Source organism: Streptomyces sp. TSRI0107, assembly GCF_001905845.1.
Taxonomy (GTDB): Bacteria; Actinomycetota; Actinomycetes; order Streptomycetales; family Streptomycetaceae; genus Streptomyces.
On the sequence record NZ_LIVZ01000008.1, the window covers coordinates 61,908 to 77,613 of the forward strand.

Below are 15,706 nucleotides of genomic sequence, written 5' to 3' on the forward strand. Positions count from 1 at the left end.
CATGACCTGGAGAAAGAGGTTGCACATGAGTTCGCCGTCAACGGCCCCACCGAGAACACTGCGCTCGCTGGAGGGCCTGCGGGCCATCGCCGTGATCTTCGTCTTCCTGAGTCACGCCCTCGTCCTCGGGGCCTTCACCGACCAGGACGCCTTCTCCGTCCTCAACACCCTGACCGGTGAGGGACGCATCGGATTCCTCGCGGTGTCGTTCTTCTTCGTCCTCAGCGGATTCGTGCTCACCTGGTCGGCCAAACCGGGACAGACGGCGGTCGGCTTCTGGCGGCGCAGGCTGATGCGCATCGGCCCCTGCCATCTGCTGATCGCCGTCATCGCGCTGAGCCAGTTCGCCGCCGCGGGCGAGACGATCCGATGGGGTCCCGCGGTGGCCAACCTCTTCCTGGTGCAGAACTGGTGGCCCGAACAGGACCTGATCATGTACCAGTTCAACGGCGCCACCTGGACGCTCGCGGTCGAGCTGCTGTGCTACGCCTTCTTCCCGCTGCTGCTGCGGCTGGTCAACCGGCTCGGCACCCGGGCGCTGTGGTACGGCGTCGGCGGCCTGGGCCTGACCGCCATCCTGCTGCCGGCGGTCAGCTACCCGCTGCTCTCCGGGTTCCCGCCGAGCGAGTTCTACCCCGCGGGCTCCTGGCCGCAGCTGTGGGCGCTGTACTTCTTCCCGCCCGTCCGGTCGATCGACTTCATCATCGGCATGTTCCTCGCCCGGATCGTCGCCACCGGACAGTGGCCGAAGATCCGGATCATGCCGGCCGTCCTCGTCAACCTCGGCGTCTTCCTCCTGCTGTTCCACCTGCCCATCCCCTTCGGGATCGCCGCGCTCTACCCGCTGCCGACGGCGATGCTGATCGGCGCGCTGGCCACCCGCGACCTGTCCGGCAAGGGCACGCTGCTCAGCGGGCGGTTCATGGTGTGGCTCGGGGAACTGTCCTTCTCCTTCTACATCATCCACCTCACCGTGATGTTCGCCGTGCACGCGGCGTTCGCGGGCGACCTGGTGGGATACGCACACGCGTACACCCGGACACCGTTCGGCACGGCGACCGCCATCGCGTTCATCATCGGCCTCTACGCCCTGTGCGTCGCCCTCGCCTGGGTGGTGAGCAACACCGTGGAGCGGCCCGCCATGCGGCGGTGGAGCCGCCCGGCGTCGCAACGCGCCCCCCGCCGGCCGGAACCGGCACCCCAGCCCCAGCCCTGACCCCCGAGCATCCCCCACCCCCCGATCGGAGACCGTCATGGCCGACGCGGCCGACATACCCGAGTCCACCGACCACCCGTCCTACCCGATGCGCCGGACGTGCCCGTACACGCTGCCGGACGGATACCGTCAGCTCCGTGAACGCCCGGCCATGGGCAAGGTAAGGCTGCCCAGCGGCCGGCTCGCCTGGGCCGCGACCCGCTACGAGGACGTCAAGGCGATGCTGGGCGACAACCGGTTCAGCTCCGACCTGCGTCACCCGGGCTACCCGGTGATGATGGACCACCAGGTCCCCGCGCCCGAGTTCTCCACCTCGCTGGTGGGCATGGACCCCCCGGAGCACACGCTGGCCCGGCGCGCGGTGGCAAACGACTTCACCCCGCGCAGCGCCAGACGGCTGCGGCCCCGGGTCCAGGAGATCGTGGACGAGTACATCGACCGGCTCCTGGAGGGGCCCCGGCCCGCCGACCTCATCGAGGCGTTCGCCAACCCGGTGCCCCTGCTGCTGATCTGCGAGCTGATCGGCGTGCCGTTCGCCGACCGCGACTTCTTCCTGCGGATCTCGCACACCGTCATGAACGCCACCACGCCCGAGGCCGGCGTCGAGGGCATGGCGGAGCTGATGGGCTACATGGACAAGCTGGTGACCGACAAGGAGCGGGAGCCCACCGACGACGTGATCGGGCGGCTGGTGGTACGGCGCGGCGAGCCGGGCGTCCCCGACCACCGCGACCTCGTCGCCATGGCGTTCATGCTGCTGATGGCCGGCCACGAGACACCCGCCAACCTGATCGGCCTGGGCGCCATGATGCTGCTCGACCGCCCGGACCTGCGCAAGGCGCTGAGCGACGACCCGTCGCGCTGGCCGGCGGCCGTCGACGAGCTGCTGCGCTACTTCACCATCGCCGAGATCGCCAACTCCCGGGTGGCGCTGGCCGACGTCGAGATCGGCGGAGTGCGGATCGCGGCCGGCGAGGGCGTGATCGGCCTGACCGTGGGGGCCAACCGGGACCCGGAGCGCTTCCCGGACCCCGACACCTTCGACCTGGACCGCGGGGACCAGCGCAGCCTCGCCTTCGGGTACGGCGCGCACCAGTGCCTCGGCCAGCACCTGATGCGGATGGAGCTGGAGGTGGCCCTGTCCACCCTGTTCGCGCGCGTCCCCGACCTGCGGCTGGTCGACCCCGTCGAGAAGCTGCGGTTCAAGGAGGAACACGTCAACTACGGCCTGCACGCCCTGCCGGTCACCTGGTGAGGGGGGAGCGCATGCGGATCCGGAGCAACCGGGACACCTGCATCGGCGCCGGCCGCTGCCATCTCGCGGCGCCCGAGCTGTTCGACCAGAGCAAGGTGGACGCCACCGTCGTCGTCCTGGTCGACCAGGTGACGGGCGACCGGCTGGAGAGGGCACGCGAGGCGGTCGACGACTGCCCGACGCGCACGCTCCGCCTGACCGAGGACTAGGGGGCGAGACGTTCCCTGGGCACCGGACGACCGGGGAACGCGACGACGCGGGGCCCTCGGGCCCCGCGTCGCTCATCGGGTCAGGTCACTCGCCGGCGGCCGCGCGGTTCGCCCGCTGGAAGTAGACCCCGGCCAGGACCGCCAGCAGGACGAACACGGCGGTGGAGACGGCGGCGACGGCGTTCAGCCCGCTCACGAACGCCGCGTGCGCCGAGTCCAGCAGTGCCGCGGACGCGTCGGCGCCGAGGTTCGAGGCCTCGGCGGTGGCCCCGGCGACCGTCTCCCGCGCGCTGTCCGCGGCGGCGTCGTCCAGCCCCGCGGGGATCGCGTCGTCGACCTGGTGGCTGTACACCGCGGAGCCGATCGTGCCGAGGACGGCCAGCCCCAGCGCACCGCCGAGGTAGTTCGCCGTCTCCGCCATCGACGCGGCGGAACCCGCGCGCTCCGGGGGCACCGAGCCGACCACCAGACCGGTGCCGAGCGCGAACAGCGGACCCGCTCCGAGGCCGATGATCGCGGTGCCGAGCACGGGCAGCCAGGCGCCGTGGTCGTCGTTCACCACGATCAGCACCGCCGCGCCGACCGCGGACAGGAACATGCCGCCGATGATCGCGGTCCGCGGCGTGATCGCCCGGGTCAGGGCCGGCGTGGACATGGTGCCCACCGCCATGAACAGGCCCATCGGCATGAACCACAGGGCCGATTCCAGCGCCGAGTAGCCGAGCACCGTCTGCAGCTGCTGGGTGACGACCAGCGCCGTTCCCGCCAGCACCATCCCGGCCAGCGCCAGCGCGGTCAGGATCAGCGTGAACGAGCTGTTCGCGAAGAGCCGCAGGTCGAGCAGCGGGTCGTCGCCGCGCAGCTGACGGCGCACGAACAGGGTGCCGAACACACCGCCCACCACGAGCGCCACGCCCGCGGCGACGGTGCTGCCGCTGCCCAGCGAGAGCACCTTGATCGCGTACACCAGCGGGAGGATGCCCAGCAGGGAGAGCACGACGCTGGTGATGTCCAGGCGCCGCGTCTGCTCGGGACGGAACTCCGGCAGCAGCACGGGCCCGGCGATCAGCACGACCGCCGCGACCGGCACGGCCAGCAGGAACACCGCGCCCCACCAGAACGGGACGAGCACCACGCCGCCCAGCACGGGCCCGATGGCCGCTCCGGTGAAGGTGCAGGTGGCCCAGATCGAGATGGCCTTGCCGCGCTGGCGGTCGTCGCGGAAGATGTTGGTGATCAGGGCGAGGGTGGAGGGCATCAGCGTGGCGCCCGCCATGCCCTGCACGCCGCGCGCCACGATCAGCATGATCGGGCTGGTCGCCCACGCGCAGGCGAGCGACGCCAGCGCGAACACGGCCATACCGATCATGAGGAGCCGACGGCGTCCGATCCGGTCGCCGAGCACGCCCATGGTGATCACCAGGCCGGCCACCATGAAGCCGTACGCGTCGGTGATCCACAGCTGCTGGACGTTGCTCGCGCCCAGGTCGGCGGTGAGTTCGGGCAGCGCCAGGAGCAGGACGTTCGCGTCGAGCGCGACCAGCAGCGTCGGAAGCGCGAGGACCGCGAGCGCCCACCAGGGCCGTGCTCCGGTTTGTGTGGGGCTGGTCGCCGCCGCAGTGACGGTCATGTCGAGTTCGTCCTCTCGCTCGTCAGAGTGTCGTTCATGACGTCGTCGGAGCGGGGAGCGGAATATTGCGCTCGATCGCGGAACTTTTTTGCCGGGAGGTCCGTGCGGCGCCTTGAATCACCCGTTCGGCTTACCCAGACGGTCCGCCCGGGACTCCAGGAAGCGCCGCTCCGGGAGGCTGGCCGTGCGCCGCGCCGCCTCCCGGTAGTTCTCGCGGGCCGCGTCGTGGTCGCCGGCCATCTCCAGCAGATGGCCGCGCACGGCGTGCAGCCGGTGGTGGTCGGCGATCCGGTCGTCCTCGGCGAGGGGGCGGAGCAGGTCGAGACCGGCCTGCGGGCCGTGGGCCATGGCCGCCGCGACGGCGTGGTTCAGGGTGACCATGGGATTCGGGGACACCTGTTCGAGGAGGCGGTACAGGATGACGATCTGGCGCCAGTCCGTCTCGTCGGCGCTCGGCGCCTCGGCGTGCACCGCGGCGATGGCGGCCTGCAACTGGTAGGGCCCCATCGGCCCGCGGGCGAGCGCCTCGGCGGTGAGCGCGATGCCCTCCTTCAGGGCGGCCGCGTCCCAGCGGGTGCGGTCCTGCTCGGCGAGCGGGATGAGGTTCCCGTCGTCGTCGGTACGCGCGGGCCGCCGGGCGTCCGTCAGCAGCATCAGCGCCAGCAGACCCGTCACCTCCGGGCTGTCCGGCAGCGTGCGGCGCAGCGCGCGCGTCAGCCGGATCGCCTCGCGCGTCAGCTCGACCTGGTGCAGATCGGCTCCGGAGGTGCTGGTGTACCCCTCGTTGAAGATCAGGTAGAGCACGTGCAGGACCACGCCGAGCCGCTGCGGCCGGTCCTCGGGCGGCGGCAGCTCGAACTCCGCGCCCGCCGCCCTGATGCGCTGCTTCGCGCGGCTGATGCGCTGCGCCATCGTCGCCTCCGGCACCAGGAAGGCGCGGGCTATCTGGCTGGTGGTCAGACCGCCGCACGCCCGCAGCGTCAGCGCCAGCTGGGACGACGGGGACAGGCTGGGGTGACAGCACAGGAAGAGCAGGATGAGCGAGTCGTCCTGGTCCGACGGGTGGAGTTCGGCGGGCCCGGACTCCACCGGCTCGTCCGCGCGGACCATGGCCGCCACGGTCGCCTCCCGGCGCCGGCGGGCGATGTCGCTGCGGGCGCGGTCGGCGAGCCTGCGGTGGGCGACCCTGGTGAGCCAGCCCAGCGGGTTGTCGGGGACGCCGTCCTTGCGCCACTGCACGATCGCGTCGAGCAACGCGTCCTGCGCGGCGTCCTCGCACTCCTCGAACCGGCCGTAGCGGCGGACCAGCGTGCCCACCACCTGGGGGATCAGCTCCCGCAGCGGCGTGCCGACCTCGGTGTCGCGGTTCACCGGGATGCCCGGCGGGGAGCCGGGAGCGCGGAGCGGAGAAGGGTTACGGCAGTCATACGAACTCGGACCATCCCCTGTCGAGCGGCTCGCGGCACTGCCGATCGCCCGGCAGCCGGTGCCGACACCGTACCCCAGGGCGACCGGGCGATGTGCCTGTGAACCCGCGAGAGCTCGGAGGATGGCCGAGTCAGTGGTGGTACTCGCCGCAGTTGACATCGAGGCAGTGACCGGTGACGGCGCGCGCCATGTCCGAGGCCAGGAAGATCACCGCGTCGGCGGTCTCCTCGGGGCTCTGCAGACGGCGCAAATCCATGTCGGCGGCCACCTCGTCGTAGCCCTCCTGGAGCGACATGCCGCGCGCGGCGGCGAGTTCCCCGATGAAGCCCTTCACCTTGTCGGTCCACATCGGGCCCGGCGCCACCGTGTTGACCCGGATGCCCTCCGGGCCGAGCTCGGTGGCCAGGCTCTGGGCGAGCGCCAGGAGCGCCGACTTGGCGATCTTGTACGCGCCGCAGGCACGCTTGGAGTGCCGCAGCACCGAGGAGTTGACCATGACGATCGAGCCGCGGCTGTCGCGCAGCGCCGGCGTGAACAGGCGGGACAGCCGCAGTGCGGCGTAGACGTCCACCTCCATGCCGAGGCGGATGTCGTCCAGCGAGGTGTCGGCGAGCTCGGTGTGGGGCGGTTCCACGAGCGCGTTGTTGATCAGGGCGTCGACCCGGCCGAACGACTCGAGCGTGGCGGCGACGAGCGCCTCGGCGGCGGCCTGGTCGGTGATGTCCGTCGGCACCGCCAGCGCGCGGCCCCCGGCGTCCGCCACGGCCTTGGCGACCTCGTCGAGGTAGAACGCGGTACGTGCCGCTAGCACCACGTCGGCCCCGGCCTCGGCGCACCGCACGGCGAGTGTCCGGCCGAGCCCGGAGCCCACACCCGACACGACGACGACCTTGCCGCGAAGCAACTCGGGAACCTTCATCTGCGTACGTCCTCTCGAAAGCTCGGCACAGAGCGGGCGGACTCCGGGGGAGGCAAGCGGGGCCCGGGGGCGCGACGGCCCCCGGGCGGGGGAGTCACGCCGACGCGTCCTCGCTGAAGATGATCGGCCGGACCTCGATACCCAGGCCCTCGACCGCGGCGTCCGGGATCATCGCGGCGACCTCGTGCGCACGGTCCCGGTCCTTGACCTCGATGACGTAGTAACCGCCCATGAGCTCCTTGGACTCGGCGTACGGACCGTCGGTCACCGCCGGCACACCGCCGCGCACGCGCACCACGGAGCTGTCGTCCGCCCCGCCCAGGGCCACGGTGCCCACGAACTCGCCGGTCTCCTTGATCTTCGCCATGAACTCGCCGTGGCCCTGGAACACGGCGTTGCGCTCCTCCTCCGACAGGGCGTCCATGACCTCGGCGTTCGGGTACATCATGATCAGGTACTTCACGGTGCTGCTCCTTGCTCACGAGAGGCGTCCAGCGCGCCTCTTCACCTCTTCGTCGGTGCCGAGGCGCGGTTCTCTACATCGGCGCGAGAAATTTTTTCGCGCGGTGGATCACGCGTCCAAACGGACGCGCCCGGCCCGCCGCACGATGGCGTGAACCGGCCGCCGGATCAGTACGTGACGACCGCACGGAACCGGACCTCGCCGGCCGCCGCCCGGTCGACGGCCTTCGCGACGTCCTCCTTCGGGAACACCTCGACGAGCGGTGTCACCGATCCGCGCGCGACCATGTCGAGGGCCTCCGTCAGATACCGCAGGCCGTTGTGCGTGGCGCCGATGACCTGCTGGCGCAGCGACCAGAACGGGCTGCCGGGGGCGATGGTGAACGAGTCGTTCGGGTCGATCGTGGCCAGCACGATCCGCCCGCCCGGCCGCAGCCCCTGCAGGGCGTCGGTGGCGGACCGGTAGGAGATGCCGGTGACGAGGATGACGTCCGCGCCGCCCGCGTCCCGCAGCCCGGCGCCGTCGGGCACCACGGTGCCGGCCCCCAGCTGCACGGCCAGGTCGTGCTTGTCGGGCGAGCCGGTGACGGCCACCGTGTCGAAGCCGCAGGCGTGCGAGAACTGCACGGCCAGGTGCCCCAGCCCGCCGATGCCCAGCACGGCGACCCGCTCGTGGGGCTGGGGCCGGGCCGCGCGCAGGGCGCTCCACGAGGTGTAGCCCGCGCACAGGACCGGCGCGGCCGCCGTGTAGTCGAGGCCGTCCGGGAGCAGCACCGTGCTCGCCGCCTTGACGCACAGGTACTCGGCGTGCCCGCCCTGGGTGTTGAGCCCGGTCATCACCGACGCGGCGCAGTTCATCCCCGACTGCCCGGTGAGGGGCAGGTTGCGGCGGCAGTAGTCACAGCGTCCGCAGGTCTCCTGCACCCAGGTCGTCCCCACCCGGTCGCCGACCCGCCGGCCGGTCACTCCGGGGCCCAGTGCCACGATCTCGCCCGCGGCCTCGTGACCGGTGACCGCCGGACTGAAGGGCGGGAACGGGAAGACGCCCTGCGCGGTCCAGACGTCGTTGTGGCAGATGCCGCAGGCGCGCACCCTGACCAGGACCTCGCCAGGACCCGGCTCGGGCGTCGGGACCTCGCGGATCTCCCAGGCGGCCTTCGGCGCCGGGATGACGGCGGCCTTCATCCGCGGTCCCCCTCCGGTCCGAGGCGCACCGGCAGCGACTCCAGCCCGTTCATGATGAACGTGCTCTGCGGCTTGATCTGCTCGGGCCGGACGGCCAGTTCCAGGTCCGGGAAGCGCCGGAACAGCGCGGGCAGCGCGATCTGGAGTTCGGCGCGCGCCAGCGGCATGCCGATGCAGCGGTAGATGCCGTGCCCGAAGGCGAGGTGGGTCTTGTCCTCCCGGGACAGCTCGAACCGGTCGGCGCCGGCTCCGTGGACCGAAGGGTCCCGGCCGATCGCGGCGAACGCGACGAGCACGGGCTCGCCCTGCCGTATCGTCACACCGCCGAGCTCCACGTCCTCCGTGGCGAACCGGAACGGCAGATGGGCCACCGGGGCCTCGGCGCGCAGCGTCTCCTCGATCACGTCGTCCCAGGACGCCTCGCCCTTGCGCACCAGCTCGTACTGGTCCGGGTGGGTGAGCAGCGCGTGGACGGCGTTGCCGATGAGGTTCATCACCGGCTCGGTGCCCGTCGCGAGCATCAGGTGCAGGGTGCCCACGAGTTCGGACGGGCTCAGCCGGCTCCCGTTCGCCTCCTGGGCGGCGATCAGGTCGCTGGTGAGGTCGTCGCCGGGGCTGCGGCGCTTGCGTTCCACGAAGTCGTGCATCTGCCGGTGCCAGCGCTCGACGTTCGCCGCCGCCTCCTCGGGGCTGGTCGTGGTGTCGACGTTCACCTCACCGCCGCGCAGCAGTTCGGCGCGTTCCTCCTCGGGGACGCCGAAGAGGTCGGAGATGACCCGGGCGGGCAGCGGATGGGCGAAACGCCGCTTCAGGTCCACGGGCTCGCCGGGTGCCACGCCGGCCAGCTCGTCCAGCAGCTCCGCCGTCGCCCGCTCGATCATCGGGCGCATCGCCTCGACCCGGCGCGGGGTGAACGCCTTGGCCGTCAGCCGCCGCAGCCGGCTGTGGTCGTTGCCGTGCGCCGTCGTCAGGTTGTCCATCAGCACCCACCCGATCAGCGGGAAGTCCTCGCCGATCTCGCCCCGGCGGAACGCGGGCCAGTGCTTGCGGGGGTCCTTGGAGAACCGCGGGTCGCCGAGGACCCGCAGGGCGGCCTCGTAGCCGGTCACCGACCAGGCCGGTACCGACCCGGGCAGTTCGATCCGGGCCACCGGGCCCCGGCGGCGCAGTGTGGCCAGCTCGGCGTGGATGTCGGAGCCGGTACGGTCGATGACGAGCGGGGGATGTTGGGTCACAACGGCCTCCCAGGATGAGGGCGCGAGCCCGCGTCGGCTACACGTAGAGGGTGTTCGGCTCGAGCCCGCAGGCGACCCGCCCGTACAGCTCGAAGTTGGTGTTCGGATGCAGGATCGCGTGCAGGTTGAGCGTCTGGACGTCGCGCTCGATGCGCTGGATCGGCACCGTGGTGAAGACCGACGAGCCGCCGCTGGCGTCGTTGAGGATGTCCACGGCCTCCTTGGCGCGCCGGCAGACCGACCCCAGGTCGAGCCGTACGCGGGCGCGCTCCTCCAGCGTCCACGGCTTGCCGGCGGCGGCGTTGGCGTCCACCAGGCCGGCGGCGCGCCGGGCGTGGAACTCCGCCTCGTCGATCCTGGTGACGGCCTCGGCGACCTGGAGGTGCGTCACGGGCGCCTCGGCCTGGTTCTCGTACGTGGTGTAGGTGATCTTCCGGCCCGGCAGCCGCTCGAAGAAGCTCTCCTTGGCGGCGCGGGCCAGCCCCACGGCGGGCGCGGAGATGGTGGCGCAGGCGGTGGCCATGAACGGCGCCCGGAACACCGGCGAGTCCGCGTTGGCCTGGGAGCGGTGCTGCCCCTGGAGGACCGGGCCCATGGGCAGGACGCGCGCCTCGGGGACGAACAGGTCCCGGGCCACCGTGGTGACGCTGCCGGAGGCGCGCAGGCCCGCCGTGTGCCAGTCGTCGACGATCTCCAGGTCCGCGACCGGGATCGCCACCATGACCGGCTGCGGCCCCTCCGGGGTGAGCAGTACCGCCGCGTTCGTGTTCCACGAGCTGTGCAGCACACCCGAGTTGAACGACCACTTGCCGTTCAGCAGGACGCCGCCCTCGGCCGGCACGGCGGTCGCGGTCGGGCTCAGGATGCCGGACACCCGCACGCCGGGCTTGGCGAAGATCTCGTCCTGGACCTCGTCGGGGAACAGCCCGGCCATCCAGGTGCTGATCGCGAAGACCGACATGACCCAGGCGGTGGATCCGTCGCCGCGGCCCAGCTCGGCGATCACGTCGACCACCGTGCGCATGTCGGACTCGTAGCCGCCGTACCGGGTGGGAACCCGCAGGTTCAGCAGCCCGGACTCGGTCAGCGCGTCGAGGTTCTCCTCGTGGAGGCGCCGGTTCTCCTCCCCCCACAGCGCGTTCTTCTGCAGCAGCGGCACCAACTCCGCGGCGCGGTCGATCAGTTCCTGCCGGGACGGGATCTCGTTCGGCATCAGCGGGTCTCCTCCGGGACGACATGGCCGGGTGATCGGCCCCGTCGAGGCTGGCATCCGGGCGGGGCACCCGCATCTCCCTGGTTGCGGCGCCCCGCGCGGCCGGGCCGTCCGTGACCGGGCGCAATCGGGAAGATGCAGCCCGCCGTGGCGGCGTGTGAGCCTGACCGTCGTCCGGAAGTCGACCGCTGCCGAAGGAGAGACCCATGGCCGCCACCCCGTCGTTGGACACCGGCGACACCGCCGCGCTGCGCGCCGTCCCGCAACACATCGTCGAGGCCTGGGCGGAGCACGACGCCGACCGGTTCGCCGAGGTCTTCACCGAGAACGCGACCCTGATCCTGCCCGGCGACGTCTTCCTGACCAGCCGTGAGGAGATCCGGGCCTTCATGCGCGAGGCCTACTCCGGCGCGTTCAAGGGGACCCGGGTGACCGGCGAACCGGTGTCGGTCCGGCTGCTCGGGCCCGGCGTCGCCGCGCTCGTCACCCGGGGCGGGGTGCTGGCCCCCGGGGACACCGAGCCGGCGCCCGCCCGTGCGATCCGCGCGACCTGGGTCCTGGTGAAGGAGGGCGCCGACTGGCGCATCGCCTCCTACCAGAACACCCCCATAGCCGCCGCGTGACCGGGTCCGGCGGGCAAACCCGCGGAAGGAGGTACCGGCGATGGGCCGCCATGTAGGGGATCGCGCGGTCGTGCTCGGCGGCAGCATGGCCGGATTGCTGGCCGCCACCGTACTGACCGAGTCGTACACGGAGGTCCTGGTCGTCGACCGGGACCGGCTGGACGGTGTCACCGAGGCACGGCGCGGCGCCCCGCACGGACGCCACGCGCACGGCCTGGTGGCCCGCGGCCAGCAGATCTTCGAGGAACTGTTCCCCGGTCTGACCGAGGAACTGAGCGCGGCGGGTGTCCGGCCGGGTGACTTCGGCAGCGCCATCCGCTGGTACTTCAACGGCCACCGGCTCGCGACCGGTCACTCGGGACTGCTGTCGGTGCCCGCGACGCGGCCGGTGCTGGAGTACCACGTCCGCCGCCGGGTCCAGGACATGCCCCAGGTCACCTTCCTGGAGGGACACGACATCCTCGGCCTGGAGACCTCCGCGGACCGGCGCCGGGTCACCGGCGCCCGCGTCCAGCGCCAGGACGGCGGATCCCCCGAGGTGCTGGCGGCCGACCTGGTCGTCGACATCACCGGACGGGGCTCGCGCACCCCGGTCTGGCTGGAGGAGCTCGGCTACGCGCGCCCCGAGGAGACCAGGATCAAGATCGACCTGGCCTACACCACCCGCCACTTCGCCCTGGACACCGACCCGTTCGGCGAGGAGCTGGCGATCATCCCGGTGGCGACCCCCTCGCATCCGCGGGGCGCGTTCTTCTACCGGGTGCCCGGCGACGACGGCCAGGTGCAGCTGTCGCTGACCGGCATCCTCGGCGACCATCCGCCGGCCGACCTGGACGGGTTCCTCGCCTACACCCGGTCACTGCCGGTGCCGGACATCTACGAGGCCGTCCGCCGGGCCACCCCGACCCTCGACTCGGGAACCTTCAAGTTCCCCGCCAGCGTGCGCCGCCACTACGAGCGGCTGACCCGCTTCCCGGAGAACTTCCTGGTCATGGGCGACGCCGTGTGCAGCTTCAACCCCGTCTACGGGCAGGGCATGTCCGTCGCGGCACTCGAGACGCTCGCCCTGCGGCGGCAGCTGAGGTCCGGCACACCCGACTTCCGGCGCTTCTTCCAGGAGGTCGCGACCGCCGTCGACGCGCCGTGGGAGTTCGCCGCCGGCGCCGATCTCGGCTACCGCGGTGTCGAGGGACACCGGACGCCCCGCATCCGGATGGCCAACGCCTATGTCGACCGGCTGCACCGCGCCGCCACCCACGACGCCGAACTCACCAACGCGTTCATCCGCGCCGCCGGTCTGATCGACCCCCCGGCCGCGCTGATGCGGCCCAGGACCCTGTTCCGCGTCCTGCGCCACTCGTTCCGCCGCCCGGCGGGCGCGGCCACCCCCGCCACCTCCGAACCGACCCAGGTCGTACGACGGCCCAGCTGAGAGGCGTTGCCATGCGTCCCTTCCATATCGCTGTCCCGCAGGATGCCGTGGACGACCTGGAGCGCAGGCTCGCCGCCACGCGCTGGCCCGACGAACTGCCCGGCGCGGGCTGGCAGCGAGGCGTCCCCGTCGGCTACCTGAAGGAACTCGCCGAGTACTGGCGCACCGGCTTCAAGTGGCGCCGGGTCGAGGAACACCTCAACGCGTTCCCGCAGTTCCTCACCGAGATCGACGGCGTCGACATCCACTTCCTGCACATCCGCTCGCCCGAGCCGGACGCCATGCCGCTGATCGTCACACACGGCTGGCCCGGCTCGGTCGCCGAGTTCCTCGACGTGATCGGGCCGCTGACCGATCCGCGCAGCCACGGCGGCGACCCCGCCGACGCGTTCCACCTGGTCATCCCCTCACTGCCCGGCTACGGCTTCTCCGGCCGCCCCCGGGAGGCCGGGTGGGACACCGAGAGGGTCGGCCGCGCCTGGGCCGCCCTGATGGAACGGCTCGGCTACCGGCGCTACCTCGTCCAGGGCGGCGACTGGGGCATGCCCGTCTCGCTGCGCACCGCACTGGCCGACCCCGAGCACGTCGCGGGCGTCCACCTCAACATGCTCGCCACCATGCCGCCGCAGGACCCGGCCGAGTTCGCGCGGCTGGACCCCGAGGACCGGGCCCGGCTGGAGTTCGCGGCCCACTTCGAGCAGGACGGCGCCGGGTGGCGGAAGATCCAGTCCACCCGTCCGCAGACCCTCGCCTACGGACTCACCGACTCCCCGGTCGGCCAGCTGGCCTGGATCGTCGAGAAGTTCAAGGAGTGGACGGCGGCCGAGTCGGCGGCGGAGATCCCGGTGAGCCGCGACTGGCTGCTGACCAACGTCTCGATCTACTGGTTCACCGCCTCCGCCGGCCCGAGCGCCCAGCTCTACTACGAGTCCAACCGGCTGGACGCCGACTTCCTCCGCACCTGGGCGGGCCCGTGGCCGCTGGCCATGCCCGCCGGGGTGGCCGTGTTCCCCCACGACGCGGTGCGGCCGATCCGCCGCTGGGCGGAGCGGATCCTCCCCACGCTCACCCACTGGTCCTCCTACGACCGGGGCGGGCACTTCGCCGCCCTGGAGCAGCCGGACCTGTTCGTCGGCGATGTGCGGGCGTTCGCGCGCAGCCTGCGCTGAGCCCGCGGCCGTCCATCCCACCCGGGACGCAAGAGCACTTCGACCAGCCCGGATCCACGGACCGGCACCGGGCGGAAATGAGGCCGGCTTGACAGCCAACACAGACAAAGGCGCCCGCGGGACCCGCCGGGGCAGACAGATCGCGGGAGGCCGGATCACCCTGACCGGGCTGGCCGTCCTCGCCCTGCTCGTCGGATCGGGATACACCGGTCCGCAGAGCGCCGGGGCGCAGGCGGAGGAACCGCCGGCCTCGTCCCGGCACGGGCGGGCGACCGACTGGCCCATCGCCAACGGCGACCTCTCCAACACCCGGGCCACCACCCGGACCCCGATCAACTCCAAGAACGTCGACGATCTGAAGGTGAAGTGGCGGCTGCCGCTGAAGGGCAACCCCACCTTCGCCGGCCTGATGGCCTCCAACCCGATCGTGGTGGGCTCGACGGTCTACGCCATCGACCTCAACTCGAACATCTACGCGGTCGACAAGGAGACCGGCAAGGTCCGCTGGAAGCGCGAGTTCGACGATCCCAACGTCGGCCCGAACGGCGTCGCCTACCGCGACGGAGTGCTCCTCGGCACCACCTTCACCAGCGCCTTCGCCCTGGACGCGCGGACCGGCCGCACCCTGTGGACGAGGAAGCTGATCGACGCCGGCAAGGGCGGCATCGACGTCGCCCCCCAGGTCTACGGCGACACCGTCGTGGTCAGCACCGTCCCGTCGACCTTCGGCGAGTACGTGGCCGGCACGATGGGCGTCGTCTGGGCCCTCGACATCGCCACCGGCGAACCCAAGTGGAGCTTCAACACCGTCAAGGACGGCGACCTGTGGGGCCACCCGGAGATCAACTCCGGCGGCGGCCTGTGGTTCCCGCCCGCCATCGACAAGAAGGGCCGGATCTTCCTGGCCGTCGGCAACCCGGCGCCCATGCCCGGCACACCCGAGTACCCCAACGGCTCCAGCCGGCCGGGCCCCAACCTGTACACCAACTCCCTGGTGGCCCTGGACGCCCGCACCGGGAAGCTGCTCTGGTACCAGCAGGCCCTGCCGCACGACATACGCGACTACGACCTCCAGATCTCGCCCATCGTCACCACCGTCCCGGTCCGGGGCGTGAAGACCGAGGTCGTGATCACGGCGGGCAAGATGGGCAAGGTCTTCGCCTACCGCGCCGACGACGGCAAGCCGCTGTGGACCCGTTCGCTCGGCATCCACCAGAACGACGTGGGCCCGCTGCCGGACGAACCGGTCACCATCTATCCGGGCGTCCTCGGCGGGGTCGAGACACCGATGGCCGCCGCGCGGGGACGGGTCTTCGTGCCCTGGGTCGACCTGCCGGCCGAGATGAGCGCCACCGGTGGCATGACCTATCCGGGCACGGACGGGGGCCGCGGCGGACTCGCGGCGCTCGACACGAGGACCGGCGAGGTGCGCTGGAAGGCCGATCTGCCGCAGATGCCGCTCGGCGCCGCGACCGTCGCCAACGACGTGGTCTTCTGCAGCACCTACGACGGGCAGATCTTCGCCTTCGACACCCGCACCGGCGCCACCCTGTGGCGGACGACCGCGTCGGCCGGCATCAACTCCTTCCCCGCCATCAGCGGCGACACGCTCCTGGTGGGCGCGGGCGTCGCCGGTGACTCCGAGGACGCGCGGCCCGAACTCATCGCCTACTCGCTGGACTGAGCGCCCGCCCAGAGCACGAGTGAGCGTCCGCACCGACCGGTGCGGA

At 71.8% G+C, this 15,706-nt stretch carries 14 protein-coding genes; 7 read left to right on the forward strand and 7 right to left on the reverse strand.

The window, feature by feature from the left end; genetic code table 11:
* Positions 1 to 25: 25 nt before the first annotated feature.
* From AMK31_RS22875 to AMK31_RS22885, 3 genes are read left to right on the forward strand one after another with little or no spacing between them, the layout of a single operon-like run.
* A complete protein-coding gene (locus tag AMK31_RS22875; protein WP_073942489.1) occupies positions 26 to 1,216 on the forward strand; it encodes an acyltransferase family protein in 1,191 nt (396 codons plus the stop codon).
* A 37-nt stretch (positions 1,217 to 1,253) separates the two neighbouring features.
* Positions 1,254 to 2,471 carry a cytochrome P450 gene (locus AMK31_RS22880; protein WP_073942490.1) on the forward strand — a complete coding sequence of 406 codons (1,218 nt, stop codon included), beginning with the start codon at positions 1,254 to 1,256 and terminating at the stop codon, positions 2,469 to 2,471.
* Between the two features lie 11 nt (positions 2,472 to 2,482).
* A complete protein-coding gene (locus tag AMK31_RS22885; protein WP_079186901.1) occupies positions 2,483 to 2,680 on the forward strand; it encodes a ferredoxin in 198 nt (65 codons plus the stop codon).
* Between the two features lie 85 nt (positions 2,681 to 2,765).
* Here AMK31_RS22885 and AMK31_RS22890 read toward each other — a convergent pair whose 3' ends face one another.
* From AMK31_RS22890 to AMK31_RS22920, 7 genes are all read right to left on the reverse strand, one after another.
* Complete coding sequence (locus AMK31_RS22890; RefSeq protein ID WP_073942492.1) at positions 2,766 to 4,310, reverse strand: MFS transporter; 1,545 nt, start codon at positions 4,308 to 4,310, stop codon at positions 2,766 to 2,768.
* A 117-nt stretch (positions 4,311 to 4,427) separates the two neighbouring features.
* Positions 4,428 to 5,681 (reverse strand): RNA polymerase sigma factor, encoded by a 1,254-nt coding sequence (locus AMK31_RS22895; RefSeq protein WP_073942493.1) that lies wholly within the window; start codon positions 5,679 to 5,681, stop codon positions 4,428 to 4,430.
* A 187-nt stretch (positions 5,682 to 5,868) separates the two neighbouring features.
* A complete protein-coding gene (locus AMK31_RS22900) occupies positions 5,869 to 6,657 on the reverse strand; it encodes an SDR family oxidoreductase (protein WP_073942494.1) in 789 nt (262 codons plus the stop codon).
* 94 nt (positions 6,658 to 6,751) lie between these two features.
* Positions 6,752 to 7,120 carry a YciI family protein gene (locus AMK31_RS22905; protein ID WP_073942495.1) on the reverse strand — a complete coding sequence of 123 codons (369 nt, stop codon included), beginning with the start codon at positions 7,118 to 7,120 and terminating at the stop codon, positions 6,752 to 6,754.
* Between the two features lie 167 nt (positions 7,121 to 7,287).
* Positions 7,288 to 8,304, reverse strand: coding sequence for an alcohol dehydrogenase catalytic domain-containing protein (locus AMK31_RS22910; protein WP_073942496.1), 1,017 nt, complete (start codon positions 8,302 to 8,304; stop codon positions 7,288 to 7,290).
* Entirely contained in the window at positions 8,301 to 9,539 is a 1,239-nt protein-coding gene (locus AMK31_RS22915) for a cytochrome P450 family protein (protein ID WP_073942497.1), read from the reverse strand. The genes AMK31_RS22910 and AMK31_RS22915 overlap by 4 nt, the downstream gene beginning before the upstream one ends.
* Positions 9,540 to 9,576: 37 nt before the next feature.
* A complete protein-coding gene (locus tag AMK31_RS22920; RefSeq protein ID WP_073942498.1) occupies positions 9,577 to 10,752 on the reverse strand; it encodes an acyl-CoA dehydrogenase family protein in 1,176 nt (391 codons plus the stop codon).
* Positions 10,753 to 10,958: 206 nt separating this feature from the next.
* On the opposite strand from AMK31_RS22920, the gene AMK31_RS22925 reads away from it, so the two are divergent.
* From AMK31_RS22925 to AMK31_RS22940, 4 genes are all read left to right on the forward strand, one after another.
* Positions 10,959 to 11,375, forward strand: coding sequence for an SgcJ/EcaC family oxidoreductase (locus tag AMK31_RS22925; RefSeq protein ID WP_073942499.1), 417 nt, complete (start codon positions 10,959 to 10,961; stop codon positions 11,373 to 11,375).
* A 40-nt stretch (positions 11,376 to 11,415) separates the two neighbouring features.
* Complete coding sequence (locus AMK31_RS22930) at positions 11,416 to 12,807, forward strand: FAD-dependent oxidoreductase (RefSeq protein WP_073942500.1); 1,392 nt, start codon at positions 11,416 to 11,418, stop codon at positions 12,805 to 12,807.
* Positions 12,808 to 12,818: 11 nt separating this feature from the next.
* Positions 12,819 to 13,976 (forward strand): epoxide hydrolase family protein, encoded by a 1,158-nt coding sequence (locus AMK31_RS22935; RefSeq protein ID WP_073942501.1) that lies wholly within the window; start codon positions 12,819 to 12,821, stop codon positions 13,974 to 13,976.
* 88 nt (positions 13,977 to 14,064) lie between these two features.
* Positions 14,065 to 15,660: an outer membrane protein assembly factor BamB family protein gene (locus AMK31_RS22940; protein WP_073942502.1), complete on the forward strand. Its 1,596-nt coding sequence runs from the start codon at positions 14,065 to 14,067 to the stop codon at positions 15,658 to 15,660.
* The last annotated feature ends 46 nt before the right edge of the window (positions 15,661 to 15,706 follow it).